Origin of the sequence: Prauserella sp. PE36, assembly GCF_003311655.1 — a bacterium.
GTDB classification, from domain to species: domain Bacteria; phylum Actinomycetota; class Actinomycetes; order Mycobacteriales; family Pseudonocardiaceae; genus Prauserella_A; species Prauserella_A endophytica.
In genome coordinates this window covers 53,535-79,512 of sequence record NZ_QEQT01000109.1, presented here as the reverse complement: position 1 = coordinate 79,512, position 25,978 = coordinate 53,535, and the positions used below count along the sequence as shown (strand labels likewise).

Here is a 25,978-nt window from a genome sequence, read left to right as displayed (position 1 = left end):
GGGACTGTAATTTCGTTGGTGTAACTCCTGAGGTGAAGGAGACATCTGTGACTGATGGGACGGGCAACGGCGGCGAGGCGAAGGCTCCGGCGATGGCGGATGGAGTGGACGATCAGCTGGTGCAGCAGCTGGCGGATCGGGCGCGGGCCGAGGGTCTGCAGTTGACCGGTGAGGGCGGCCTGCTGGCGATGCTGACCAAGAAGGTGGTGGAGTCGGCGTTGGAAGGCGAGATGGACGACCATCTCGGCTATTCCAAGCATGACCCGGCCGGCCGCAACGGCGGGAACTCTCGCAACGGCCGGCGCGGCAAGAAGGTGCTGACCGAGGCCGGCCCGGTGGAGATCGCTACCCCGCGGGATCGCGACGGCAGTTTCGAGCCGCAACTGGTGGGCAAGGGCCAGCGCCGGCTGACCGGGCTGGATGATCTGGTGATCTCGTTGTCCGCCAAGGGGCTCACGCATGGTGAGATCGCCGCGCACCTGGCCGAGGTGTACGACGCCGAGGTGTCCAAGCAGACCATCACCACCATCACCGACCGCGTGATGGACGGCATGGCCGAGTGGCAGAACCGGCCGCTGGATGCGGTGTATCCGGTGGTGTTCATTGACTGTGTGAATGTCAAGATCCGTGAGGGCAACGTCGCGAACCGGCCGATCTATCTGGCGCTCGGCGTCACCGTGGAGGGCACCCGCGACATCCTCGGGCTGTGGGCTGGCGAACACGGCGACGGCGAGGGAGCCAAGTACTGGCTGCGGGTCCTCTCGGAGATCAAGAACCGCGGCACAGCCGACGTGTGTATCGTCGTGTGCGACGGACTCAAGGGCCTGCCCGAGGCCATCGAAACCGTGTGGCCGCAAGCGATCACCCAGACCTGCGTCGTCCACCTCCTGCGCAACAGCTTCCGCTACGCCTCCAAGCGGGACTGGGCGGCGATCGCGAAGGACCTCAAGCCCCTCTACACCGCGCCCAGCGAGTCGGCGGCACTGGACGCGCTGGCTGCCTTCGGTGACAAGTGGGAGGCCCGCTACCCGGCGATCATCAAGCTATGGGAGAACAGCTGGGCGGAGTTCGTGCCGTTTTTGCAGTTCGACGCCGAGATCCGCACCGTGGTGTGTACCACGAACGCCATCGAGTCGATCAACGCGCGGATCCGACGGGCGGTCAAGGCCCGTGGCCACTTCCCGACCGAGGCCGCCGCGCTCAAGTGCGTCTACCTAGCGTTGATGAGCCTCGATCCCACCGGCACTGGGCGCAAACGCTGGGTCGCCCGTTGGAAGGCGCCGTTGAACGCTTTCGAGCTCACCTTCCCCGGACGCCTGACCACGAACAAGAAGTAGAACCGACAAGATCAGTTACACCAGCTTCTTGACAGACCCTCAGGCGGGTTCCTCGCCGCTACTTTGGTGCGCTGCCGCACTTAGCGGTTTCGTTGCTGCCGCAATCAGCTTCTCGATGTACTTCAAGTTCAAAGAACGAGAAACCAATCTCTGCAGACCGCAGAGAGCGTCGAGGCCCAATAACCTCGTCTGGTCTTCAGCAATAGTTGATACGACAGCACCCTGCCGCTCTGATCGGATCAAGTCTGCCGTTGCTGCTCGAAGCTCATGCGGCCGTAAGGGTGGCAGTTAACGCACAGGCAGTCGCAATCTTCGGGTTCAGGCACACCGACGGGTCGGACGGGGCGGCCAATCTTCATTCCCACAGTGCGTCGTGGGATCGGCCTTGGAAGAGGCAGCCACGGCGTACCGGGTGCGCGCCACCAACGGCTGAGTCCTTCAAGTGTGTACACGAGTCCGACGAGCGGACCGCAGGGATCAGTCGGCTCGTACCACATCGGCACGTCGTCCCGGTGCGGCGTTGTGCGGACCTCACCACTCGAAGGGTCTACCCACCCAAGGTGACCTCGGTTCAAGATCGTGACGAAGTTGGGCCACAGTTCGTGAGGGTTTCGCCCGGCCCAGTCACGAATCCGCTCAGCAATGAGACTCAAGCGCAGATCACTGTGGTAGGCGAAAACGCCACCACTGATCGGCACATACGGAAACTCACGATCCCCGATGATCACCTGGAACGTGCCTTCGACATCACACCGCGCAGCGCGTTTGAGCTGGGCGAGGTGATCCAGGGAGGCAACCAGGCTCTTCGAATCCAAGGTGCTCTTGACCTCGATGGCTGCGTGCACGCTGCGTGGGACGATCAGTGCTCTGCCGTTTCGCAGGACGCGATGCGGCGGCACCTATGAATCTGCGAACACAATGTCGTGCTGTTTGTGCGACGTACCATCCAAGTTCTGGACGGTTGCGCGCTGGATGATCGGGTAGCCACGAAAACGAGCCTGCAGCAGTTCCAACAGTGCTGCTTCCCGCTCTGACCGTGTGTCGTCTGGGTGAAGGTTTGCGCTGAGGTGGTACTCGTGGTCAAGCCGGACCACTTCTTCCAGCAAGGCGCGCCAGTCGCCTAGCGCTTCCAGCTCCTCTGACGACAGGTCGGTTTCCTGCTCCATGGCTCCCTCGGCTCCGCTCGAACTCACCGTACCGGCGCACTAGAGCCAAGGATCGACCGCAGGACGGCTCGCCGCGAGATAGTCGTCCCCGTTCCAGCGGTAGTTGCTGACCTGGACCGGCTGGCCGAAGGTCGGGGCGTGCACCATCTTGTCGGCGCCGATGTACAAGCCGACGTGGTGGACGTTGCCGGGTGTTCCGTAGAAGACCAGGTCGCCGGGGAGCAGCGGTTGGCCGGCGGGCACCAGTGGACCGGCGTTGTACTGGGTTTGCGCGGTGCGGGGCAGGTTGATGCCGGCGGCGTTGTAGGCGGCTTTGGTGAGGCCGGAGCAGTCGAAGCCGGCGTGTCCGCCGGCTGGTCCGTTGCCACCCCAGACGTAGGGCAGGCCGAGTTGGCCGCAGGCGAAGTTGATCGCCATGATCGCGGCCGGGTTGGGTGCCTGGATCTTGTTGCAGTCGCCGGTTCCGACGGTGGCGGTGCCGTAGCGTTTTGCTTGTGCCAGAACGCCGTTGACGTACTCCTCGGAGTGGTTGTAGGCGAACAGTGCCTTGCGGATGTCTTTCTGTGCTCCGGAATCGCACAGGTAGAACGCGGCGGCGTAGATGGCGTCGTGTGGGTTGTAGCGTGACGGTGGGTTGGCGCCTCCGGGCGGGATCGTGTGGCGTGTGATGACGCCGTCGAAGGTCGGTTTCAGGAACTGCATGGGGCCGCCGGCTCCCATGTGGTTCTCGCCTTCCTTGATGCCGTCGCCGGAGCCGCGGCCGTGTTTGGATTCGGCGTCGCCGATGGCGGCGAGGATTGTCCAGTCCAGCCCTGGGCACACGGTGGCTGCGGCTCGGTAGAGCGACAGGTAGTCGTTGGGGATCTCGGCGATCGCGGCCTGGCTCGGCTCGGTGCCACCGGTGCCGAACAGGGCACTGACGATGGCTTTGCCGACACCTCCGATGAGGATGGGGATGGCGATGATGGCCGCGACAGCGGCAACGGCGATCTTCATGGGTCACCTCCGGAAGCGGCTGGTGGGGAGCGGTGGTGGAAGTGGGTCCGGTGCGGCCAGTTCCGTGGACGCCTGCTGGGCCTTGGCCGCGGTCGAGGACGGCGCCGTGGTGGGCGGGTCTGTGTGGGGCCAGAGCTGGGCGAGTTCGGCGAGCCGCAGCCGGCCCGGCCGTCGTGACGCCGGGCCGGTAATCGGCAGCCACCGGGCGACGGCGGGGTCGTTCTCGCTGGCCACACCCGCGACATCTGCAGCGCTGGTGGCTACAGGCACGAGCGCGGGCCGGTCCAACTGGGACAGTGCGTCGGCGAGCGCCCTGCGCGCGGTGGTTTCGCGGCGGTTGGTGGGCAGCCACACCAGGACGGGTGTGGTGATTCCTGTTGCGGTGGCGAGCTTTTCGTAGCCGTGCAGCTTGCGGCCGAGCTTGCCGAGGTCCTCGGTGCCGAAGTCGAATTCGAGGAAGAACTCGATTTGGTGGCCGTCTTCGCGCCAGCGGCCGTAGGCGTCGGGGCGGACCATGTCGCCGAAGAGCCGGCCGCAGCGCAGTTCGGACCACCACGCGGTCAGGCGTCCGCGGGCACCGGGCTCCCGGCTCAGTGCGACGAGGCTCGTGAAGAAGCCGTTGACGCCCACGGTGTGCGCGAGTCGCAGGGAGTGGGCGATGCCGATGGCGTCTTCGTGGCGATAGCCGAGTTGTTTGGGGTCGAGACCGTCCTCGTAGGCGAGCGCCACGGAGCCGGCGATGTCGAGCACGTAGTGCATCGGGGCGGTGCCGGAGCTGACGAACGGCTGGAAGCGGTCGACGACGCGCCACTTGAACAGGTCGAGCAGGCGGTGGTTGGCCGCGCGCATGGTCGGGTAGCAGAGCTCGACGATCTGCTGGGTGGTGAAGACCTTGTGTTCGTTCAGCATCCGGGCCAGCCACCGGTCCCGGAGGGTGAGCCGCCCGGCGAGCTGGGCATGGTGCTCCCCGGTGGTGGCCGCCCGTGGTGTGGGGCGCTGGGGCATGTGCCCGCGCAATGCCCTCTGAGGCGTGGGATTCGAGATCATGGGTAGGCACCTCCCAGGCGTTGGCCGGAATGGGGAAGGCGAAGGGCAACGCATGCGGGCATCACCGGAGCGGACGTGCGCAGTCAGTGAGCCCGCATGCGTTGCGGGAAAACGGGATTCGGCGAGTCAGGCCGCGCGGCGCGGGTCCACAGTGGGCTGATCCGCGTGGCGCGTTGCGGCGTCGGCGTCGGTGACGGGCGGGCGCGTGTTGACCCTGGCAGCTTTGCGGATCGCCTTGGCGCGTCCGGGAATCGCGGGCGGAAGCTTCTCGGTCACCGCGGTGAACGGCGGTGCTTCCTCGCCACCCAGGACGAGCCGGGCGGCGACGTGGTAAACGCCGAGGTTGGACAGGTCGTGATCAGAAAGCCGCGGCATGGTGTGCCGCGAGAGTCGTTTCGCGTCCTCGGGGCTGGCGTTGAAGAAGATCTTGCTGCGGGCGTTGGTGCTGATGCCCTCTTCGAGCTCCTTCGGTAGCTGCCCGAGGTACTGGTGCGCCAACGCCATGGAGAGCCGGTAACCACGGGCTTCGGCGAGCATGTCCTCCAACGGATAGGCCAAGTTCAAGAAGTTGTGGCACTCGTCCACGTACAGCCCACAGTCGCGGCGTTGACGCTGCGGGACGCGGGCCCGGCGGGTGGCCGCTTGCCAAGTGCGGGCCACGACGATGGAGCCGACCAATCGCGCGGTTTCCATCCCCAGCGCGTCGCGAGCGATGCGCACCAGGCAGATCCCGCCGGTGTTGAGCACCTCGTCCATGTCCATAGTGGACGTTCCACCGGCGATGGCGGCGCGGACGAACGGGCGCAGCAGGAAGCCGCGGATTTTGTTCATCAGCGGCGCGATCACTTGTGCGCGGCTGGCTTCGGACAGGTCGTCGTACCAGGACCAGAAGCCCTTGAGGACCTCGTCGTCGATCTGGTCGCAGGCTCGTTGCCGGAACGCCGGCACGGTGAGCAGCTTGGGCAGGTCGACCAGGGTCGGCGTGCCGGGCATCGCGGTCAGCGTGAGCAGCCCGGCGCGGAGGATGTCGTCAGTGCGCGGCCCCCACGAGGAGGCGTAGATCCGGGAGAAGATGCTGACGAGGTTGTCGACCGCGCGGGCCTTGTCAGCTCCCTCCAACGGGTTGAGCACCGGCGGGCGGGCTCGGGAGTCGGCGTCGAACAGCACGACTTTCTCGCCCAGTTCCTCGGGCAGGCGCATGAGGATGTCGCTGACCAGGTCGCCCTTCGGGTCGACCACGACGACACCGCGGCCGGCCTCGGCGTCGGCCAGGATCATCCGGGCCATCAGCTCGGACTTGCCTGAGCCGGTGGCGCCGAGGATGTGCAGGTGGTGGCGGGCGTCGGCGACGTGCAGGCCGACCGGGCGAGAGTGCCCGGAGTCCGACAGCCCCAGGGGCTTGATCTGCTCGCCGATCGTGGCGATGCCCGGCGGGGGCGGCACAGCTTTCGCGCCGGCCCGCTGCAGGCCGGGTGTGGACTCGTCGATCGGCAGGTGCGCGATCGCGGCCAGCTCCGGGATCGACAGCAGGTCGCCCTTGCCCAGGCGGCGTTCGGCCAACACGGCAACCGGGTCGCGGCGGATCCGAACCCGGCGGTAGTAGTTGTGCTCGGAGTAGGCGGCGAACGCCGAGGCGATCGCGTGCCCGCGGCCCCGCAGCACCTCCCGCACCGCCTGGACCTCGCCCGAGGTGACGTCCTCGGGCACGGTGGTGGCCACGGCGTAGCGGATGCGGGTCTCGAACTGGTTCGCCCGCAGCTTCTCCACGACCGCGCGGTCCTGGGCGGCGTACTCCAGGCTGGTCTGCCGATCCAGGCCCGGTGTCCGCGTGCTGGTCGACCGCTTCGGGGTCTTGCCCGGCGTGATGGCGTCGAGCAGCCGGCCGACCAGGTGGACCGACCCGCCCGCGTGCACCCGCCGCGCCGCGCGCCGGGCTTTGGTCACCCGGTGGCCGGCGACGGGGCGGGCGAGGATCTGCACGCAAGCCCGCTCGTGCGGGCCGAGCCCGACCGGCGCGCCGAGCATCGCCCGGATCGGGTCGGCCGGGTGCTCGGTGCGGATCGGCAGCGCCTCCGAGCGGGCCAACCGCAGTTCACCGCCGGCCGCTTCGACGCGCCGGCCCGCTGCCGCCGTGGTCGGGATCGGCGGCTTGGCGAGGGTGGTGCGGGTGTGCGCGCCGGGCCAGGCGGCCTCGATCGCGCGCTCGACCATGCCGGGCGGCACCAGGCCGGGCACCCACAGGCGGATCTGCACACCGTCGTCGGTGAACGTCAGCTCGAAGGCCAGGTGCGGCTGCCCGCCGAAGCGGCGCAGCCAACCGGGACGCAGCAAGCCGACGAGGTTGGACCACACGGTGATCGCGCCCGTGGGGTCGACCGTCGGTGGCGCGAGCACGGTGACCAGGCGGGCATCGGTGGCCAGGCGCTGGTGGTAGCGGCGGCGCCACCGGCGCCGCGCGACGACCGCGGCGGTGACGACGACCGCGAGCACCGGCCCGACGATCGGGCCCCACGTGAGGGCAAGGTCGCGCAGGTGCGCCAGCACGTTCTCGAAGGCGCCGAGCGGGTCACGCAGGTAGTCGCCGACCGGTGACGCGAGCCCGTCCGCGGCCTGCTCGACCCGCGGAGGGACGAGGGCGGACAGGGGTGTGGCAGTGGTTGGCCAGGACATCGGGAACCTCCCCACGCAAAGCGGTCGACGGGACGGGCGCGAGCTGCGGTCACGCAGCGCGTGGCTGGTCGGCCTGCGTCGTGCTGGCCTCGGCCGTGGGCTGCTGGCTCTGGTCGGGACGGGTGTTGTCGACGACGAGCCGCAGGTGCCGGCGGCCTCGGCGGGCGGCGCGGTCGGCGTCGACCTCGGCTTGCCACTCGGAGAACCGGCGCCCGGCCAGCCGCTTGAGATAGGTGGGAATGCGGTTGGCCGGCACACCGACCAGCCGCGGGCCCAGGACCGCGAGCAGGTCGCTGGCTTCCTGCGAGGCCCAGCCCGCCTCGGCGATCGCGGACTCGTCGGGAAACACATCCGCGACCCGATCGACGGCAGGATTCAGCGCGACATCCTGTGTCCCGCCATACGAGTAGACCCACAGGAAATTCGGCGGCGGGTCAGGCTCGACCAGCGTCCGGAACCGGGACACCTCTTTGGTGTAGGCGTAGAAATTCGTGTCAGGTCGAACCCGGCAAATATCCAGCCATGCCTGAAGATAGGAGTCGGAAAAGAAATCACCGCTGTCGTGAATTCTGATCCACGCGCCGCAGAACTTGGCCGCGCCGAGTTCGGCGACCATCGCGGCCTGCCAGCCGGCCAGATCGTCGAGGACGTACATCAGGTTCGCCTGGTGCTTGGCGCGGACGACCGGCCAGGTGTAGGTGCCGTGCCGCGCGTAGCACGCCTGAGCGCAGATTCCAGCGCTGAGACAGGTGTTATAGGTACGACCATCGGGCAGTCGCCCGGCCCAGGCCGGCAGCGACCAGTTCCACACGCCGATCTGACGCATCTCGCTGTTTTGCGTCAGCAGCCGAGCGGGCCGGCGAACAGTGGCGGAAATGGGCAATGACGTAGACATGGGTATCCCCTAGGTGCGATTCGATGTGAACGGATTAGCGCTTGCGAGCGAGGCGGTCAGGCGGCGTCGAGTTCGATCTGCGACGCGTCGCCGTCGTCGAACGAGTCCGCAATTCCTGCGGTATCGTCCGCGCCGAGTTCGACGAAGGAGTTCTCGATTCCCGACGAGGCGTCGGAATACCCGGCGATTTCCGCGGGGTTGGACGTGACCAACTCGTGCTCGACCGGCGAGGCGATGGACTGGAACGCCACCCGCTGCGTCCCGGTGCTGAGCAGACCTTGGCCGCGGTCGGCGGAGAGCAGGAACTGGCGCTCGCCGAGCGAGAGGTCGAAGGTGCGGGTGATCTCGTCGATCGCCTGGGAGGCTTGCCGCAGCAGGATCTGCGTGGCTGCGTTCGCGACGACGGCTTTGCCGAGGTCCGAACCCAGCACGTCCGCGGTGTCCTGGGTGGCGACCGTGAGGCCGGCCCACTGCTTGCGGCTCGCCTTGGCCATCCGGAACAAGAACTCGGCACCGGCGGGCTCCTTCATCAGCAACCACGCCTCATCGACCACGACCAGCCTGGGCTTGCGGATGGCCGGGTTGGAGACCTGCCGCCACACCGCATCCAGGGTGAGCAGCGTGCCGATGGGCTTGAGTTCGTCGGCGAGATCGCGGAGCGAGAACACCACCAGGTGCCCTTCGGGGCGTGTCGAGGTCGGGCCGGAGAACAGGCCGGAGAACGCGCCGGTGACGTACGGGTGCAGCCGCGCCGCGAGCTCCACCCCGGCGGGATCTCCGGCGTCGGCAAGGACCTCGGCGAGGTCGGCCAGCAGCGGAGCCGGGCGGGTCCAGGTCCGCGGATCCGAGGTGATCCCGGCGCGCTGATAGGTCGCGGTGATCGCCCGGTCCAGCGCCGCCCGTTCGGTCGCTTCGAGCTCAGCGCCGAGCAGTACCGCGATCACGGTGTGCAGGAACAGACTGCGTCGGATGAGCGCGTCGCGCGGCGCGGTGCGCCGGCCGTCCGGGCGGGTGTGGATCGGCAGGTCCATCGGGTTGAGCCGGACCTGCTCGGCGCCGAGGTGCACGTACGTCCCGCCGACCGCGGCGGCCAGCCGGGCGTATTCGTCCTCGGGGTCGATGACGTGGATCTCGATCCCGCGGTACAGCGACCGCAGCAACTCCAGCTTCACCAGGTAGCTCTTGCCCGCGCCGGAGCGGCCGAGGATCACGCTGTTGTGGTTGTCCAGAGCGAACCGGTCGTGATGCACGAGGCCCTGGCTGCCGACGTTGAAGCCGTAGAGCACACCGCTGGGTGCACCGACCGAGGTCGGGTCCGGAGGCGGCAGGTCGGGCGAGGTGAACGGGAACGCCGCGGACAGCGCACTGGTGTCGAACGTCCTGCGCATGCCGACCAGATCGAGGCCCATGGGCAGGCTGGTGATCCAGCCCTGCAGGCTGCGGTACGTGGTCGGTTTGCAGTCCAGCAGCAGCGACGCCGCCAGCGACCGGATCGCCGCGACCTCATCGCCGAGGGCTTCCTCGGTGGGGGCGTGCACGGTCAGGTACAGCCCGAGCCGGTAGAGCTTGCCTTCGCCGCGAGCGACTCGGGCGGACAGGTCGTAGGCGTCCTCGGTGGCGGCTTCGACGTGCGGGTCGATCAACCGTCCTTTCTCGCTCGTGTGCCGCCTGCCGGACTCCAGTTTCGACAGCTGCTTCTTGAGCCTGTTCGCGGCGGTGACCGGGTCGATCGGCTCGATGTGCAGCGAGACGTCGACCCGTCCGGGGTAGGTCAGCAGCGGCTGCAACCAACCGGGGTGGACCTCGCGCGGGTAGCCGACGACGGCGAAGCTGGCGACCCATTCGCCGCCGACTTCCAGCGCGCGGGGGCGCACGGAGATGGCGTCCGGGGTGAACGCGCTGGCCCGCCCGAGCGGCGGCTGCATGGCCTGGGCCTTCCGGCCGTGGCGCTTGGCTGTGGTCTTCATCGGCGGTACCTCCCCGCGGAGTTGGCGTAGTCGTCGGGGTCCTCGGCGGTGTCGTCGAAGCCGTCGTCAGGGCCGTCGTCCCAGGCGTCCTCGGCCTCGCCGAACTCGCCGTCGGCAGGGAACGCTGCGCGGCCGAACGCACCTGCGTCCCAGCCCTCGTCTGGGGCGGTGGTGATGACTTCGTCCGAGCCGGCGAGACCGGAGTTCGGCGGGATCACGCTGTCGGGGTTGCAGGCTGCGGCGAGCACCGCGGTGGCCTGTCCGGCGTCCAGCGGGGTGACCACGATCCCCGACGGGGAGAGCAGCTCGACCGCCTCGCCGAGCCGGCGGACCAGCCGGGCTTCGGCCGCGCGCCGGGTGGCGTCGTCGACCAAGGCGGCCTGCTTGGCGGCCCGGCGTTTCGCCGTCAACGCGGCCAGCGGTGAGGCGCCGCCGAGCCCGTCGGCTGGCCCCGTGGTCAGCAGCGGCTCACGCAGGATCAGCAGCACCTGACGGCGCAACAGATCGGTGGCGCGGCCGAGCTGGTCGAGGTACTCGGCGTGCTCGCGCGCCGCCCGTTCCAGCGCCGGGTGCGGCAGACCGCCGGCCTGGTCGCGGAGCTCGGCGATCTGCCCGGATAGGTCCAGCCGTTCCGCCCGCACCAGCACCTGCACCGGTGCCGTCAAGCTGTGCAGGTAGCGCCCGAAGGAGGCGACGAGGGACTCCTGCTCGGCCGGAGTGCGCAGCCCGAAGTTGATCGTGGAGCAGACCGCGACCACGGCGACGCCGTCCTTGCCGAGGTCGATGACACCGGTGTCGGTGACCGCTTCGGCGGGTAGCCGCAGCGCGGCCGGCGAGACCGTCGATGCCGCGGCATCCGCGCCGCCCGCGCTGTCCTTCCGCTTGGCGCGGCCCGTGCTGCTGGTGTTCGCGACCTGGCTGCCCAGCCACTCGGGGACGGGCCGGATGCCTTCCGGCGCGGCCACCCGGTGCTGCGGGCTCAACCGCTGCCGCAGCGCGGCCAGCACCAACCGGTCGAGGGGAATGCCGTCGCGCTGCCCGAGCGCGAGGAACGCGGCGGTCACCCCGATCGGGATGGCGACGATGAGGAACGCCACCAGCGGCACGAACTCGCGGGTGATCGTGTACGCCCCGTACAGCACGATCCCGGTGACGGCGAGGATGAGCAGCTGCCGCGCGGTCAGCGGACCGATGACGCGGTCCTCGCGATCGACGTCGGCGGGAATCCTTACCGGCTGACTCATTTCCCTTCACCTCCTGGGGCGGGTTTCGGTGCGCGGAACACCGGCGGCGGAACCGATTGGGTACGCCGGTAGGCGTCCCCGATGCGCGGCTTGGGCTGGGCTTGCCGGAACACCGGCGCGGCAGGAGCGGACGCCGACCTGGGTGGCGACGACGGCTCCGGCGCGGGTGGCGTGGCGGGCCGGAACTGCAACTGCGGGGGCACCGACGCGGTGCGGATCGGGCGGGCCGGCGGTGGGGTGGCGCCGCGTCGACGTGGCCCTCCAGCGGCTTGGAACTGCGGCGCCGATCCGGGCCGAGGTCCCCGCCGCGGCGGTGAGATCGGCGTGGCGGGCGTGGGTGCGGAACTGAACTCAGGAGGCATGGCTGGTCCCTGGTTCGCCGGGGTGACGGCGGGGTCGTGAGTGGTGTCTTGAGGTGAGGGCTGCAGGAACTGCGGCGCCTGCGACGGCAGCCGCGACCGGCGGGCCGCGCGGGCGCGCTCGGCGTCATGGGCCGCCTTGAGCCGCTTGTTGACCATCTCCGGGGTGGGCGCGAGGCGTGGCTGCGCGGGCCACGGCGGGTCCGCCGACCCACCGCCACCGCGGCCCCCACCGCCGCCACCGCCCCCGCCGCTCTTCGCACCGACGGCGCCGCCGACCTTGCCGAGCGCGCCGGTCTTCCCGGCGACCATGCCGAAGGTCTTCGCCGCGATGTAGGCGCGGGCCAGACCGCCGAGGAACGAGCGGCCGTTGCTGACCTTGACCGCCTTCAACAGCCAGAACGGGATCTTGAACAGGATGAAGAACAGGGCGATCGCGGCGACCAGCGTGCCGAGCGCGGACAGCGTCGAGCCGAACAGATTCACGCCGCCGGACAGGAACGTACGTACCGCGGTGATCAGCACCAGGGCCTGAGCGACCTGGATCGCCAGCGTCGCGGTGATCGCCTTCCACCACCAGCGAGCCAGCGGGTCGGTGTGTGGCAGCGCGTGGAACATCAGGAACAGGGGGCCAGAGATGATCAAGACGAGGGTGATGACGATCCGGACCACGTAGACGACCAGCAGGCCCAGGCCGACCACGACGAGCACCAGGCCGACCAGGATGATGAACAGTCCGCCGGTCTGGATGCCGGCGACGGCGTCCTTGAGGGTGTTGCCCAGTGAGGGCGCGTTGACTCCGTCGCCGAGGATGCCCAGGGTCAGGCCGTTGGCCAGTCGGATGAGCTTGTCGGTGAAGAACAGCGACAGCGCCGAGGCGATGAACGCGATCGGGATCCTCGGCCCGATCTCCTTGATCGAGTAGCGCGCCTGGACGCTCTCGTGGCCCATCACGAGGATGCCGCCGAGGAGGATGAGCAGGCCGTAGGCGGCGACCACGAGCTCCCAGGAGTTGTTCCACAACTCGCCGATGCCGGGCAGGTCGCTGATCGTCGGCGTGGACAGCGCGGTGTGCCCGATCAGCTCCAGGATCGGCGAGAGCGCGGCGTCGACGATGCTGCGGAACGCGCCGTTGATGGCCTCGGTGATGCAGGCCCCGATGTCCGTGATCCCACAGTCCGAGTCGCCCTCGCCGCTGCCCGTGCCCGGCTGCTGCGGACCAGTGCTCGGTGGTGGCGTGGTCGGCTGCGGGATGCAGTCCTCACCCGTGCACGGCTGGCTCGGCGTCGTGGTCGGCGTGGACGAGGTGCAGCCGACCTGGCCGGGGAAGCTGCATGTCGTCGGCGCGGGCACCCCGGTCGGGAGTGGCAGCGGCGCGGTGGGCAGCGGCTTGGTAGTGGTCGGCGCGGGCAGTTGGCAGACCGGCAGCGGCGAACCCGGCGTGCACGGATCCACCGTCGGGATCGGCAACGGTGGTTGCGGCGGGGGCTGCTGCGGCGCAGTGGGCGAGGCCCACGCGCTGACCGCGAGGACGCCGACCAGGAGCACGACGATGCTCAGCGCCAGCATCCAGCCCGCGCGCCAGCGCCGCGGCCGACCAGCCGGCGGCCGGTCGGCGCTGGCGTCGGAGACCGGGGAGAGCATCGCTCGGTCCCCGTCGATTCGTCCGGCGGCAGCGGTCGCGACCGGGCCGCCGGACCGGCGGTACGGGCGAACCGTGGGCGGGGTGCTGACGGCCATCGGTCAGGCCCCCACGATCCCTTTGAGGATCTCCACGACCAGCGGCGCGAGCGCCGCAAGGCCGTAGCCCCACCCGGCGGACTTGAACGCGGTCTTGGCCTTCTCGACCTCGCCGGGGTCGCCGCCGCCCATCACGTAGCGGACGCCGCCGATGGACAGGAACACCGTGGCCAGACCGGCCAAGATGCCCATGATCCAGTTGCGGACGTTGTTCAGGACCGTGGTCACCGAGTCCGCGAGGGCGACGACCATCGTGTCGGCGTGCGCCGCCGACGCCGACGCCAACAGCGCGAGGATCGCCAGCTCGACGATCAGCACCACGTGCGACCAGCGGCGGGGGCGGACCGGGGTCCAGTCCTCCGGCGTAATGATCGGAGCACTGGTCGACTCGCTGCCGGTGACATGGTCCGGCGTGCTCGACGCTGGGGCCTCGGCTGGCGGCTGCGGATTGCCGTCGAGGCGGGCGCTGCGCGGTCCGCTCGCGGCGGGGAAGAATCGATCGATCAGGCGCATTGGGGCACCTCCGAAGGTCGGGCTGAGCGCGGGTGTGTCCCGCAGCCCTGAACTCCGGATTTCGCGTCCGTTTTGGACACGCGACCCTGAACTTTCTGCCCCGATTCCGCGTCAGCGACGGACACGGACAGTGACGACAGCGGCAAGTCGCGGACCGGCGAGACCGGGCGCGCGAGGGCCAACGCGGTGGCTACCTGGTCGGTCAGCGGGTCGGTCGGATCGGTCTCGGCGGCACCGTCGCGCAGGTACGCGGCGAGCCGGAGCTCGGCGCGTTTGCGCGTCTTGTAGACCGCCCACTCGCCGGTCTGGTGCGCCGCAGCCCAGTCCGCGACGGACACCTCTTCCAACCGGGTCGCCCCGATGAGTGCGGCCTCGGTCTGGGTCAGGACTCCGTCCGCGACCGCGCGAGCGAGGACTAGATCCGGGTGTCCCCACGGCGTGTGTGGCGGGGTGGATCGGAAGCCCGGCGCGACTGGAGTCGGACCCGCCAGCGCCTCGGCGAGCGCGTCGTAGCCGGACCGGTAGGCGGCCCACCGCAGTCGCAGCATGATCCGCGGCGGACGCAGATCGATGGTCGACAACGCGGTCAGGAAGCCGCGCAACACCTCGGCGTGAACATCGGCCGGATCGCCGGCGAACCGATCGGACAGGGTGGCCGCGACCGAGGTCAGCGCGGGCAGTGCGACCCCGACCGCGGCGACCGTCCAGGTCGCTCCTTCAGTACGGGAGCGCAGCACCAGATGCGCCCACACCGCGTCCCGCGTCGCCTGCGGGCACCGGCGCGCCAGCAGCCGGTCGCGGACCTCGTCCAGCGGGATGTGCCGGTCGGGCAGGCCGGGGAAGAGCCGGCCGTTCAGCGACACCGGGTGCGGCCCGGTCACCAGCCAGGTAAACGTGTCCCGCGCGATATCCAACGAGTTCGGGACAGCCTCGTCGCCACGGCGACGAAAAACGGATTGTGCTGCCATGTCGTGACTCCCACGGCGTCGATGCGAACAACAACGCCGTCAGGAAGCCACGACCGATACCACGGAAATACCACGCCATTACTAGGCGCCAACTAGCAAACCGTTCCGGGGCTACTAGCGAACTACTATTTCGCCTCGCGAACGCGTCGATCCAAGATCAAAAATGGGCTTGGTCAACTACGATCGTTGATCAACTCTAGTAGCCGTTGAGCTGGGGTTATAGTCGCTCGCTAGTACGGCGCTAGTAGTCACGAAGGGCTCCGATGCGGACCAGCGGCGAGATCCACATCGCACCGCCGGAAAGATCTTGAAAAATCTGGCCGCGACTGGTCCAGGAAGCGGTTCGCGGCGGCGCGGGATGACCGGACAAGCGGTTCCTCAGTCACGGCTTTGGCAGAACTGTCCGAATCGCGTCGAGTCGCGCTTAGCCCGAGTGGGCGGTGCAAAGAAATTTGGCGGGACGTGTCCAAAACGGGGTCGAAATACGGAGTTAAGGGGCGTCAGAACGCACGGCACCCATCCGTCGGAGGAGACCCGCGATGACCCCGACACACGGCCACGACTCACCGGGAGACGGCTCCCAGGAGCACAGCCCGACCGACCCCCCGACCGTCCCGATCCCGCTACCGCACAGGCGGCGAACACCGCGCCTGCGCACCCTGCGCCTCAACCTGCGCCACCGGCGTCCCGCTCGGCCGAGCACCGTCTGGCCGTGCGCGCAAGACGACCTCCGCGAGGGCACCGGACTGCTCGCCAACTGGCTGCTGACCGCGGTCATCAAGCTCGTCACCACCTACACCCAGCCCGGCCAGCGGGTGCTCCTGCTCGACCCCGCGCCCTACCTCGCCCCACCCTCGTCGTGGTCGCCAACCGGGGGCCGCAACCAGTCCCGGCCCGGCCCGTACGCCGGACTACACGAAGCGGGGTGGACGGTGGTCCGACTCGGCCGCGGCGTCCAAACCCAGACCGCAGTCGCGCACCCCGACCCGGTAGACGAACACTCCGCTGACGCGTCGGTCGAGTCCGAGTCCGGACCCCGACCGCGCACCGACAGTCCGACCACCGACCAGCCCGCCGGGCCGTCGACACACCGCCGTCCCGGACCGGACTCGACCGCGACCGGCGCGGGTCCGGACCGCTACGACCTCGTCATCACCGCGGCCGACCCGCGCACCCTCGACTGGTTCCGTCCGGCCGACTGGGCCGGTCTGCTCACCCCGACCGGCACCCTCGCCGTCATCACTCACAGTGACCGGTCCCGTGATCGGCTCACCGACCCCGCCGGCTCGTTGGTGCGCGCCGCGCAGCACGCCGGACTGCACTACCTCGATCGCATCGCCCTGCTGCGCGTCCCCGTCCGCGACGGCGCCCTCGCGGTCGCGACCCCGGCCCCGCACCCCCGACCGCAGGGGCCAGCGCGCCCGCTCGCGACGCCCGCTCGGCACACCCAGGTGCATGACGACCTCTTGGTGTTCACCCGCCAGCCGGCCCTGACCGACGCCGCCGACGGGGAGGAGACCTCCGATGACTGACCGCCCCACGTCGCCTTGGCCGCTCCCCCTGCCGCCGGGGGAGGAGCCGCCGATGCCGCCGCTGTCGGTCTGGCCCACCGGCCAGCGCGACCCGCTCGCGCAGCTGCGCGACGCCGGCTGTGTGTCCGGCACCGAGACCGACATCGACCGGATTCCGCCCGCCGTCGCCGCCCACGCGATCGCCACCTACACCCGTCCCGGCGACCTCGTTCTCGACCCGGACTGCGGCGCCGGCACCGTCCTCGTTGAGGCACTGCGCGCCGGCCGTCACGCGCTCGGACTCACCTCCCGCACCCGGTGGTGGACGCTCGCTCGCGCCAACGTCACCGCCGCTAAGACCGCGGGCGCGTGGCGCGACGGCTCGGTCCTCGACGCCCGACCGAAGGTGCTCGCGACCGTCCGGGCCGCCGGGTTGATCGGGCGAGTCGGACTCGTCCTGACCACCCTGCGCACCGCGCCGGACCGCGCGAACGGTCCGGACCGCGACCCGGTCGAGTCCGCCCTCGCCGACCTCGCCACGACACTGCTCTACTGCGAGCCGCTGCTGCGCTCCGGCGGACACGTCGCCATCGTGACGCGACCCCTGCGGAACCCGGACGGCGCGCTGGTCGACCTGACCACCCCGCTCATCGCCGCCGCGACCTCGGCCGGGCTGTCCCCGGTCGAGCGGTGCATCGCACTAACCGCCGGACTGCGCGGCAACCGACTGGTCACCCGCGCCTCACTGGCCGAGCGCCGCGCCGCCGCCCGAACCCGCGCCGCCGGTACGCTGGCCGCGCTCACCGCGCACCACGAGGTGCTCGTCTTCCAACTCGCCCACGACGCCGAACTCGCCGCCGCCGCGGCAGCCGGCACCCCGTGGCCGACCGAGGACGAGGTCATCCGGCCCGCCGTCAACGGCGCCGAGTACCCCGGCTGGAGGCGAGCGGCATGACCACCCGCCTGTACTGCCGCGAGTGCGGCTGGCACCCCGAGTTCCGCCGCAAGCGCACCGCGCTTCGCGCCGCCGCATACCACCATTGCACCGGCACACCGGTGGCCGAGACCCGTCCACCATGGTGGGCCCACCTGTGGACAAACCTGTGGACAAGTCAGTCGGGTGCAACCGCCGTCGACCCCGAAGCACGAGCGGATGACCAGTCCGATGACGACGTATTGGTCGATGCCCGCGGCAACCGAATCCAGTGGGCCCCACTCGCCGCGCACCACGCCGAGACCACCCGCCGCGCCCGTCAGGCGATGGTCGAACTCGTCCGCGCCGGCTACCAAATCGGGCCGCCGCCCTACGGCTACCGAGCCCTGCGCATCCGGGTCACCGACCCCAGCGGACACAGCAAACTACGCGCGGTCCTCGTCCCGGACTGGCAGACCGCCGCCGTCGTCAAACAGATCTTCACCTGGCGCGCCGACCACGGCATGACGTTCGCCGTCATCGCCGCACGACTCAACAGCGACCCCCACCAGTACCCCGCCCCTGTGCCCAACGGGCGCTGGACCGCCAAGGGGGTCCGGCGGGTTGTCACCAACGTCAAGTACACCGGGCGCCAGGTCTGGGCTCGCACCGTCGCCGGCCGCCCGGCGCCCATCGAGCAATGGGTCACCTCGGCGCCGAAGGTGCACGAGCCACTCGTCGACGAGCGCACCTTCCACCGCGCCCAGCCCGGCGCTGCTGAAGGTCCGTCCGGCGCGGCGGACTCGGCCGACTCCCCGCCGAGCGCGGCATGACCTCCCGTCGGTGGACCCTCGCCGTCGCCTTACGCCGACTCAGCGTTCTCATCTATCTGCACGCGAACCCAGTCGGTGGTCACCGACCAAAACAGTGCCTTGTCCCACCGCCCGAGGATGCCCGCCCACACACCGGTGATCCCGTACTTCTCCACGTCCGGGGCACGGCTGGGCAACTCGTCCATCCGCAACGCGCGCAGCGCACTCCACCGACTCTGCCGGGCCCAGAAGAAGACCTGCCGATCAGCCTTGCCGGGTACTTGGAGCTTTCGCCAGTTGTCCGGCTTGTCCGCCAGGCATTGCTCGATCGCTTCCGGCAGATCGTTGGGGCCATGGCACACCTGCCCGTGAGCCAGAGACATGAAGATCTCCGGCGGACGCAGGCCCTTCACGTCGAACGCGGTTGCCGAGACCACCCTCAACCGCGCCAGGCCGTGAAACGGGCACGACGGATCATCACAGAGGCCCTGGACACGAGAAGACCAACGACTCATCTCCGACTCGCCCCGGCGCTCCATCTCCACGAGTTGGTCTTCGATCCGGTCAGCCAGCCCGCGGAACTCGGTGTTCCGCTCGTCAGTCCGAAGTTGTTCGGCATGTCGACCATCACCAGCCAGGTCCTGGTCAACCGAGACGAGGGCCTCGATGTCGTTGCGCGGCTGGCACGCCTCAACACGACCTCCGCGCCTTCATCAGCCAGGCTGGTTACCTCCAGCGCGCCGTCCTTGCCGATGTTGAAGTCGTACCTGGAGCCGCGACCACCACCTTCGTCCCAAGGGGTTACCGGCACGCCGCGCACCGACTCCACCAGCCGTCGAGCTTCTTCCTCGCCCTCCTTGGACATCGCACGCTTCGTCATGGCCACCATGCTGGCATCCAGCCAGCCGCGCACGCACACCACTTCCTCATCTTCGGAGTCCCCGGCGGACTGTCTGCGCTTCGCGCTCAGCTGGTATCGGCTGATTCGAACCACGTTGGTTCGGCAGGACTGTTTGCGGACAGCGTGTCCCCCGCAGGTATTGGGGAGGGCCGCGTGATGGCCGTCGCCGCATTCGCCGCCGCGGGCTCACTGCTCGCCGCGGGACTCCGTGGTGTCCGGTTCGACGAGCGAGACATCGCGTGGCGTGTCGATTCCGAACAGCTCGTTGGGCGTGCACCGCAGCGTCGTGCACAGCGCCTGCAAGGTCGCCACTTTCACCTGGACCGGCTGCTTCTTGATCAGCACGTCAACCGACTGGAGGGACAGTTCGAACCCGGCGCGTTGGATGAGGAGTTCGCGCAGCTGGGTCGCCGTCCAGACGTCGCGGGAGGCCATGACTTTCCGCAGCCGCCACTCGATCTGCACCCGCTGCCGTCCCGTCCCCGTCGCTCCGAGGCGCTTCGCGCCGTCGCCAACCGACGCTCAGTGTCCCCGATGGCGACCGAAGCCGGCCGCCGCACGTTCGGCGTGTTCAGCAGACACACACCCATGCACAGATGACACTTGAGATACACAGGCTGCACTAGATCTATTCAGGTGTTACCTTAGTTGAATGGCGCACCTGTCCCCGGTTCAACAGAGAGGAGGTGCTTCGGCACCCATCACGTTCATCGCCATGCCGACGCGCCGCCGTTCGCGGTCAGCGCCGGTAGCGATCTTCTGGACTCGCGTCGACCGCCCACCTCGTGCTGACGAGGTGACCCAGCACCAGTTCGGCAAGGCACACAGTCCTACCGAACGGCAAGAGTCCAACACGGCCACGAGCGCCGGCCCCACACAGACGCATGCGGGGAGTAGAGGCCCGTTGGTCGTGACAGCTTTGGCGGTCCCAGCTCATTCAACGCACGTCATGGTGCGTGCCCGCATCGCCGCGAAACCCGCTTCGCGCGGATCGGCGACCGCAGGTGTCGGCAGCTGGGAGTGCCCGCTGTGTCGACGGTTCCTGTCGCCGACCAGCAGCCCTGTGAACCTCCGCCAGCCGCGGGCTTCACGGGCACGAAGGGGGCGCTCATGTGCGCTCAACCTCGCAACCCCGATCAGGCCGACAACAACTGCGCCGACGTTCCTGCTCCGGCCGACCAGGAGCAGCAGGGAAGCCCCGTCAACGCGCCGAGCAGGCAACCCCGACGGCGCGTTGGCGCGAGCAGAGCTGTGCGCAACGTGGTGGTGCGCGGTGTCCGCCGCGATCCCCCCGACATGCGCAAGCTCGCGCGGGTGGTCGCCAGCCTCGCGGCAGACCTGGCGCAGGCCGAAGCCAGCGAGCAAACACTGCCCGCCGAGCCAGGCACCTCAGACGCCAGCCACCCCGATCACCGCCGCGACGCGGCATGACGTCGCGCGTTCGCGTTCGCGCAACGAACCCAGCGGATCGAAGCCACTCGCCAATGACTCGAAAGGAAGGTTCACCACAATGCCGCCTGCCACTTGCGATCCCCGCAGCCGTCGGGCCGCACACCCACGGACTCGACGGCTGGTACGCGTCGGCCTCTACCCGCGGTGGCCCACGCTCCGCGAAAGCGATCACCTGCAGACCTACGTCGCGGCCCAACCCGGTTGGCACATCGCTCTCCGCAGCAGCGACTACGCATCAGGCGGCACGCTGAAGCGTCCTGGGCTGCAACGGGTATTGGCGGCAGCCCGATCCGGAGTCATCGACGTGCTCGTCGTCAACCACCTGTACAGCCTTTCCCGCAAGACGCAGCACCTCGCCTTCGTGCTCAACGAGCTGACGTCCCGAGGCGTGCGGGTCGTCTCGGCCGCTGATCCCGCCCTCGACACGGAGACCGCGCACGGCCTCTTCCTCGTACGCGTGGTGAGTGCCGTCGCGGAGATCGAGCAGACCGGCGCACTCGCAGATCGTCGCGACCGTCGTCGCCACGACCAGCAATCCGCCGACGAGTCACCGCTCGCCGGGTAACTGCAAATCCCGCCGGGGCCCACTGCGCCGACCAGCACATCCCCATCCAGACCGACTCGTAACGAGGTGTCATGACCACCGACTACGCCAACTCGGACAACGAACTCCAGCCGTCGGATGCCCCTGCGCCCACCACCCGCGCGGTGATCTACACGCGCGTGGCCTCGCTCGGACGGGCCGAGACCGACCACAGCGTCACGGCCCAGCGTGCGGCATGTCTGCGCAAGGCCAGGGAACTGGGCGTCTGGCTCATCGACGAGTACGTCGACCCAAACGCTCGACTCTGGCGACGGCCGAAACGCCAGCTGTTCCGACGCATGCTCGCGCGGTTCCGCAGCCGTCGAGAAACAGCAACCCGGCCATGAATTCGCCGCTCGCCGGGAGCGCGCGATCCAGCCGCCAGGACCCACTCGCCGGTTGCACGGTCCTCCGTCCAGGCCGCCCTCAGAAGGAGGTGTCATGACCAGCGCCTATGCCGACTTCATCGATGAACTGCAGCAGGACGTCACCATCCCCATCCAGCCGCCGATGGACGACCTTGCCCCCGGCACTCGCGCAGTGATCTACCTGCGCGTGTCCTCGACCGGGCAAGTCCGGACCGACTACAACCCGGAAGGCATCTCCATTCCGGCCCAACGGGAAGCGTGCTTGCGCAAGGCGCGGGACCTGGGCGTCACGGTCATCGACGAGTACGTCGAGCCCGGACGCTCAGCCATGGAGATGACTAAGCGCGAAGCATTCCAACAGATGCTCGCGCGGGTGCGCAGCCAGGGCGACGTTGACGTCATCATCATCTACCAGCTCTCGCGCATGGCGCGGAACCGCTACGACGACGCGATCGTCATGGCAGACCTGCGCAAGCGCGGCGTCACCCTGGTCTCGGCCACCGAGGCCATCGACGACACCCCGGTCGGCCAGCTGATGCACGGCATCCTGGCCACGTTCAACGAGTACCAATCCCGCCAGTCCGGTGCCGACATCGCCTACAAGATGGGCCAGAAGGCCCGCAACGGCGGCACGCTCGGCCGCGCGAAGCTCGGCTACCTCAACCACATCGACCACTCCGACGGCCGCGTGATCCGCACGATCATCGTCGACCCCGAACGAGCGCCCTTTGTCCAGCTGGGTTTCGAGCTCTTCGCCACCGGCGACTACACGCAAGAAGAGCTGGCTGACGAGCTCTACGACCGCGGCCTCCGCACCAGGGCCACCCGGCGACACCCAGCCAAGAAGGTCTCCGAGAACAAGATTTCGCAAATGCTGCGCGATCGCTACTACCTCGGATACGTCGAGTACGACGGCGAAGAAATCCAGGGGCGACACGAGCCCCTCATCGACGAGGACCTCTTCGACACCGTCCAGGAGATCCTCGAATCGCGCATGACGGCACAAGAACGCCGTCGCGTCCACCACCACTACCTCAAGGGATCGCTGTTCTGTGGACGCTGCCAACGCGACGGCATCAAGCGGCGGATGATCATCCAACGGACCATCAACTCGAAGGGTGCCGAGTACCTGTACTTTTTCTGCCGCGGCCGGCAAAAGGGGCTGTGCCAAGCACCCCACGTCAACGTCACACTCGTCGAGGACGCGGTTGAGCGCCACTACTCCGCGATTCGCTTCAGCCAGCCGTTCATCGCTGACATGCGCGACCAGATCGATGCCGTGCTCGGCGAGCAGGAAAAGTCCGCACGCCTGCTGCGCAAGCAAATCACCACACAGCTCAAGGAACTCGACACGAAGGAGGAGAACTTGATCGACCTCGCCGCCGACAGCACGCTGCCTCGGACCAAGGTCAAGGAGAAGCTGCGCGACATCGCCCGCGAGCGCCGCCGGCTGGAGGAGCGCCTCGACACAGCCAACGCCGACCTCACCGACAGCGCCCAGCTCGTCAACGCCAGCCTTGCCCTCCTCGAACAGCCCGACCAGCTGTACCGACGCTGCAACGACCAACAGCGCCGCCTCCTCAACCAGGCGATCTTCCACGCCCTCTACATCGAGGACGACAAGATCACAGACGGTGAGCTCCGTGAACCCTTCGGCGAACTCCACGCCATCCAAGGTCAGCGGACCGCCGCATCCAACGCGGAGGACACAAACAAAAGGACCACCCGCAACGCGGGTGGTCCTTGCACGCCGTCAAGCGTCACGGTCCTACTTCGTGGCCTTCATTCAGGCACTTGTTCTAGTAAGACCCCTAGGGTGGAGCTAAGGGGACTCGAACCCCTGACCCCCTCACTGCCAGTGAGGTGCGCTACCAGCTGCGCCATAGCCCCGGGTGAAGCGGGAGTGCCGCTCACGTGTTGATTACTTTACCCCACCGCCATCCCGCCTCAATCGGGGGGTGGCTCAGCGGTCGGAGCGCAGGGTCGCCGGGTCGAAGGACTCCAGGTCGTAGGCGTCATCGTCCGCATCGGCCGGGGTGCTGGGCTGCGTCCGGCGACCGCCGAGGCGCTCCTCCCTGCGCCGCTGGAACTCCTCCACCGTCAGGCCCGTGTCGTCGTGCGCGGCGCGGGCGGGTGCTGGCATGCCCGACAGCTGCTCGATCAGGTAGGTCATGTCCTCGCCGAGCAGCAGCGCGACCTTGTTGTAGCTGGCCTGGGTGGCCTCCTGCATCGCGACCTGGGCGACCTCGACGATCAGCGAGCCCAGGCGGTCGGGCCCCCAGCTCGCCGCGGCGGGGGCCAGCCAGAGGTCGAGCAGCTTCCCGCGCGCGTCGACGGTGAGCTGGATCGTGTTGTCAAGGTCGTGCGCCGTGCCGGTGGCCTGCGCCATCAGGGTCTCGACCTGCGCCAGCGCGTCCTGACGGGCACGCGCGGTCTCGATGAGCTGCTTCGTCGTGGGCTCGGTCATCGCGCGGCTCCCGGATAGCGGGCCTCGTCCTCGTCGTCGGGCAGCGGCTCGTAGCCGAGCGAGGCCAGCTGCCGGTCGCTGCCGGGCCCCAGCACCGGTGACAGCGCCCGGTACATGCGGTCGCCCGCGCGCCGCGTCGCCCGGTTCGCCAGCTCGACGATCTGCTGCGCGACCGCGTCCGTACCGGCCCGCAGCGCGGCGTGGGTGAGCCGCACGTCCGTGAGCAGCCCTCCGGGCGCCACCTCGACCCTGATCGAGCCGTCCGCGGACTCCGCTCGCCCGGTGACGCTGCCGACCCGCGCGAACTGCTCACGCGCCTGCGCGGCCGTCTGCTCCATCTGCTCGCCGACCCGGGACGCCTCCCGGTCGATGTCGATCTCCGCCACTACGCGGCCCCTCCCACCAGATCCAGCGCCGAGCTAGGTCGTGCCTGATGATCCTCTGCCGTGCGAGCGGGGATCAGCGTGGTGCTTCGCAAGGCGGAGGAAGATCCTCGCACTGGACCGTACTCGGGTCTTCCGACAACGCAGCGAGGCGCCGCGCTGATCCCCGCACAGCCGGCAACGGGATCGTCATACACGACCTAGCCGGTCGGGCGGTAGAAGCCGATGAACTGCTGGCCCGCGTTGTCCGTCCGGATGGGGCCGATCTGCACGGGGTCGCCGGCTTCGATCATCTGCCCGTCGCCGATCACCATCGCGACGTGCCCCGACCACACCACCAGGTCGCCCGGTAGCAGCTGGTCGATCGACGGGACCTCGGCGCCGACGGTCTGCGTCTTGGCGGTGCGCGGGATCTCCAGGCCGGCCTCCCCGTAGGAGGTCATGGTCAGGCCGCTGCAGTCGAGGCCGACGCCGCGCGCGGTGCCGCCCCACACGTAGGGCACGCCGAGCTGGGACAACGCGGCGCGGACGGCCTTGGCGGCCGTCTCGTTGGGCGCCTCGACGGTCTTGCCGTTGGGCAGGTTGATCTTGACGCCGGTGCCGGGCTGGGGCGGGATCGCCACTGGCAGCCTCGGCTTGGTCACCGCGCCGCCGCTGTAGCCTCCGCCACCGCCGGAACCGCCGCCACCACCGGAGCCGCTGCCCTGCGCGTTGAAGGACGACGCGACCTGCGTGCTGCCGCTCGCGCTGCTCGACGTGGTCGACTCGGTGCCGCCGAGCTTGCCCGCGATGCCGGTGAGCTTGCCGAGGGTCTCGGCGCTGGTGTCGGCGGCCTGCCCGGTGAGCTCGCCGATCTTGCGCTGCAGCGCGACCATCAGCTCCCGCACCGCGGCCTGGCCACCGGTCGGCACCGGCGGCGTCTGCCGCGCGGCCGCGACGGCCTTCATGGTGTTGCTGATCTCGCGGATGATCTCCTCGCGGATCCGGTCGTTCTCGATCTGGCCGATCTTGAGCGCCTCGGCGGCCTCGGTGACGGCGTCCTCGATCTCCCTGCTCTCGTTCAGCAGGGTCTCGACCTCACGCTCCAGGCTCTCCGACGTGCTCGTGGCGAGATCGGTCGCGTGCCCCGACGACCGCGACGCGAGCGCGACCCGCTGGCTGCCGACCGAGCCCTGCACGCCGTCGAGCGAGGTACGGAGCGCCGCCTGACCGCCGACCGCGCCGTCGATGGCGGCGTCGTCGGTGCGCAGTTTGCCCGCGAACTGGTCGGGCAGGTCCAGCGCCGTGCGCATCACCTGTGCGGTCTCGGTCATCTGAGCTCCTTGCCGAGGCGCTCGATGGTGGCCTGCTGATCGGCCTCGACGGCGTCGTAGTTGGCGCTCGTCTGCCGCGCGGCGTCACCCATCTGCTGCCACTGCCCGCCGAGCCGGCTCAGCCGCTCCCGCAGTCCCCGCATGCGGTTGGCGTAGGCGCCGGAAAACCCGGCCTCCGAGCCCATCGCGGAGAAGCCGTCCCCCGCCAGCTCGACGTGCGGCGCGAGGTGCGAGTCGCTCGCGCCGCGAAGGTCGTCGCCCGTGGGATCGATCGCCCGCGCGTAGTCGGCGTACGCCCCCTCGTCGACCCAGAAACCCCGGTGTGGTGTCCCGTCCACGTCCCCTCCTCGTACCCGGGAGTGCGACGCCGGGG

General features: G+C 69.2%; 25 protein-coding genes, 1 tRNA gene and 1 pseudogene. 9 read left to right on the top strand and 18 right to left on the bottom strand.

The features are described 5' to 3' along the window. The first annotated feature begins 92 nt into the window (after positions 1-92). Positions 93-1,337 carry an IS256 family transposase gene (locus tag DI005_RS35275; RefSeq protein ID WP_110341587.1) on the top strand — a complete coding sequence of 415 codons (1,245 nt, stop codon included), beginning with the start codon at positions 93-95 and terminating at the stop codon, positions 1,335-1,337. Between the two features lie 560 nt (positions 1,338-1,897). After that, positions 1,898-2,242: a hypothetical protein gene (locus tag DI005_RS38100; protein WP_146240090.1), complete on the top strand. Its 345-nt coding sequence runs from the start codon at positions 1,898-1,900 to the stop codon at positions 2,240-2,242. Here DI005_RS38100 and DI005_RS35270 read toward each other — a convergent pair. The 10 genes from DI005_RS35270 to DI005_RS35225 all read right to left on the bottom strand — a co-directional run bounded on the left by DI005_RS35270 (position 2,237) and on the right by DI005_RS35225 (position 14,902). Then, complete coding sequence (locus DI005_RS35270) at positions 2,237-2,503, bottom strand: hypothetical protein (RefSeq protein ID WP_110341494.1); 267 nt, start codon at positions 2,501-2,503, stop codon at positions 2,237-2,239. The two genes, DI005_RS38100 and DI005_RS35270, sit on opposite strands and share 6 nt — an antisense overlap. 39 nt (positions 2,504-2,542) lie before the next feature. Continuing rightward, complete coding sequence (locus DI005_RS35265) at positions 2,543-3,499, bottom strand: bifunctional lytic transglycosylase/C40 family peptidase (protein WP_110341496.1); 957 nt, start codon at positions 3,497-3,499, stop codon at positions 2,543-2,545. A 3-nt stretch (positions 3,500-3,502) separates the two neighbouring features. Beyond that, the gene (locus DI005_RS35260) at positions 3,503-4,546 is read right to left on the bottom strand and encodes a replication-relaxation family protein (protein ID WP_110341498.1); all 1,044 of its coding nucleotides are present in this window, start codon (positions 4,544-4,546) and stop codon (positions 3,503-3,505) included. A 126-nt stretch (positions 4,547-4,672) separates the two neighbouring features. Next, the gene (locus tag DI005_RS35255) at positions 4,673-7,216 is read right to left on the bottom strand and encodes a helicase HerA domain-containing protein (protein WP_110341500.1); all 2,544 of its coding nucleotides are present in this window, start codon (positions 7,214-7,216) and stop codon (positions 4,673-4,675) included. Between the two features lie 49 nt (positions 7,217-7,265). After that, the gene (locus DI005_RS35250; protein ID WP_110341502.1) at positions 7,266-8,111 is read right to left on the bottom strand and encodes a hypothetical protein; all 846 of its coding nucleotides are present in this window, start codon (positions 8,109-8,111) and stop codon (positions 7,266-7,268) included. Positions 8,112-8,167: 56 nt separating this feature from the next. Then, positions 8,168-10,078: a VirB4 family type IV secretion system protein gene (locus DI005_RS35245; protein ID WP_110341504.1), complete on the bottom strand. Its 1,911-nt coding sequence runs from the start codon at positions 10,076-10,078 to the stop codon at positions 8,168-8,170. Beyond that, complete coding sequence (locus DI005_RS35240; RefSeq protein WP_113644945.1) at positions 10,075-11,322, bottom strand: PrgI family protein; 1,248 nt, start codon at positions 11,320-11,322, stop codon at positions 10,075-10,077. The genes DI005_RS35245 and DI005_RS35240 overlap by 4 nt, the downstream gene beginning before the upstream one ends. Next, a complete protein-coding gene (locus DI005_RS35235; protein ID WP_110341508.1) occupies positions 11,319-13,421 on the bottom strand; it encodes a hypothetical protein in 2,103 nt (700 codons plus the stop codon). Before DI005_RS35235 ends, DI005_RS35240 begins: the two co-directional genes overlap by 4 nt. A gap of 3 nt (positions 13,422-13,424) precedes the next feature. Further along, entirely contained in the window at positions 13,425-13,673 is a 249-nt protein-coding gene (locus DI005_RS35230; RefSeq protein WP_225950548.1) for a pilin, read from the bottom strand. A 251-nt stretch (positions 13,674-13,924) separates the two neighbouring features. After that, positions 13,925-14,902, bottom strand: coding sequence for a hypothetical protein (locus DI005_RS35225; protein WP_110341510.1), 978 nt, complete (start codon positions 14,900-14,902; stop codon positions 13,925-13,927). A 539-nt stretch (positions 14,903-15,441) separates the two neighbouring features. Between DI005_RS35225 and DI005_RS35220 the strand changes: the two genes are divergently transcribed. From DI005_RS35220 to DI005_RS35210, 3 genes are read left to right on the top strand one after another with little or no spacing between them, the layout of a single operon-like run. Continuing rightward, positions 15,442-16,434: a hypothetical protein gene (locus tag DI005_RS35220; protein ID WP_110341512.1), complete on the top strand. Its 993-nt coding sequence runs from the start codon at positions 15,442-15,444 to the stop codon at positions 16,432-16,434. Beyond that, positions 16,427-17,368 carry a DNA methyltransferase gene (locus DI005_RS39610; RefSeq protein WP_110341514.1) on the top strand — a complete coding sequence of 314 codons (942 nt, stop codon included), beginning with the start codon at positions 16,427-16,429 and terminating at the stop codon, positions 17,366-17,368. The genes DI005_RS35220 and DI005_RS39610 overlap by 8 nt, the downstream gene beginning before the upstream one ends. After that, on the top strand, positions 17,365-18,159 hold the full coding sequence (locus tag DI005_RS35210) for a recombinase family protein (protein ID WP_110341516.1): 795 nt from the start codon (positions 17,365-17,367) through the stop codon (positions 18,157-18,159). The genes DI005_RS39610 and DI005_RS35210 overlap by 4 nt, the downstream gene beginning before the upstream one ends. 29 nt (positions 18,160-18,188) lie before the next feature. On the opposite strand, the gene DI005_RS35205 is transcribed toward DI005_RS35210, so the two are convergent. The 3 genes from DI005_RS35205 to DI005_RS35200 all read right to left on the bottom strand — a co-directional run bounded on the left by DI005_RS35205 (position 18,189) and on the right by DI005_RS35200 (position 19,504). Next, entirely contained in the window at positions 18,189-18,683 is a 495-nt protein-coding gene (locus tag DI005_RS35205) for a hypothetical protein (protein ID WP_110341518.1), read from the bottom strand. Next, entirely contained in the window at positions 18,650-19,051 is a 402-nt protein-coding gene (locus DI005_RS38095) for a hypothetical protein (RefSeq protein WP_146240091.1), read from the bottom strand. The genes DI005_RS35205 and DI005_RS38095 overlap by 34 nt, the downstream gene beginning before the upstream one ends. 174 nt (positions 19,052-19,225) lie before the next feature. After that, positions 19,226-19,504, bottom strand: a complete 279-nt coding sequence (locus DI005_RS35200) for a helix-turn-helix transcriptional regulator (RefSeq protein WP_110341522.1) — start codon at positions 19,502-19,504, stop codon at positions 19,226-19,228. A 645-nt stretch (positions 19,505-20,149) separates the two neighbouring features. Here DI005_RS35200 and DI005_RS38090 point away from each other — a divergent pair. The 4 genes and pseudogenes from DI005_RS38090 to DI005_RS39335 all read left to right on the top strand — a co-directional run. Next, a complete protein-coding gene (locus DI005_RS38090; protein ID WP_147263934.1) occupies positions 20,150-20,470 on the top strand; it encodes a hypothetical protein in 321 nt (106 codons plus the stop codon). Between the two features lie 79 nt (positions 20,471-20,549). Further along, complete coding sequence (locus DI005_RS35190; protein WP_110341526.1) at positions 20,550-21,056, top strand: recombinase family protein; 507 nt, start codon at positions 20,550-20,552, stop codon at positions 21,054-21,056. Positions 21,057-21,127: 71 nt separating this feature from the next. Next, positions 21,128-21,421: a hypothetical protein gene (locus tag DI005_RS35185; RefSeq protein WP_110341528.1), complete on the top strand. Its 294-nt coding sequence runs from the start codon at positions 21,128-21,130 to the stop codon at positions 21,419-21,421. A 94-nt stretch (positions 21,422-21,515) separates the two neighbouring features. Then, a pseudogene (locus DI005_RS39335) lies at positions 21,516-22,376 on the top strand (recombinase family protein); the annotation flags it as partial. A gap of 883 nt (positions 22,377-23,259) precedes the next feature. On the opposite strand, the gene DI005_RS35175 reads toward DI005_RS39335, so the two are convergent. From DI005_RS35175 to DI005_RS35155, 5 genes are all read right to left on the bottom strand, one after another. After that, positions 23,260-23,332 (bottom strand) — tRNA-Ala (locus DI005_RS35175). Positions 23,333-23,405: 73 nt separating this feature from the next. Further along, entirely contained in the window at positions 23,406-23,909 is a 504-nt protein-coding gene (locus tag DI005_RS35170) for a YbaB/EbfC family nucleoid-associated protein (RefSeq protein WP_112276563.1), read from the bottom strand. Continuing rightward, on the bottom strand, positions 23,906-24,247 hold the full coding sequence (locus DI005_RS35165; protein WP_112276649.1) for a YbaB/EbfC family nucleoid-associated protein: 342 nt from the start codon (positions 24,245-24,247) through the stop codon (positions 23,906-23,908). Before DI005_RS35165 ends, DI005_RS35170 begins: the two co-directional genes overlap by 4 nt. A gap of 245 nt (positions 24,248-24,492) precedes the next feature. After that, entirely contained in the window at positions 24,493-25,605 is a 1,113-nt protein-coding gene (locus DI005_RS35160; protein WP_112276565.1) for a C40 family peptidase, read from the bottom strand. Then, entirely contained in the window at positions 25,602-25,943 is a 342-nt protein-coding gene (locus DI005_RS35155; protein ID WP_113644944.1) for a hypothetical protein, read from the bottom strand. The genes DI005_RS35160 and DI005_RS35155 overlap by 4 nt, the downstream gene beginning before the upstream one ends. Positions 25,944-25,978: the final 35 nt, after the last annotated feature.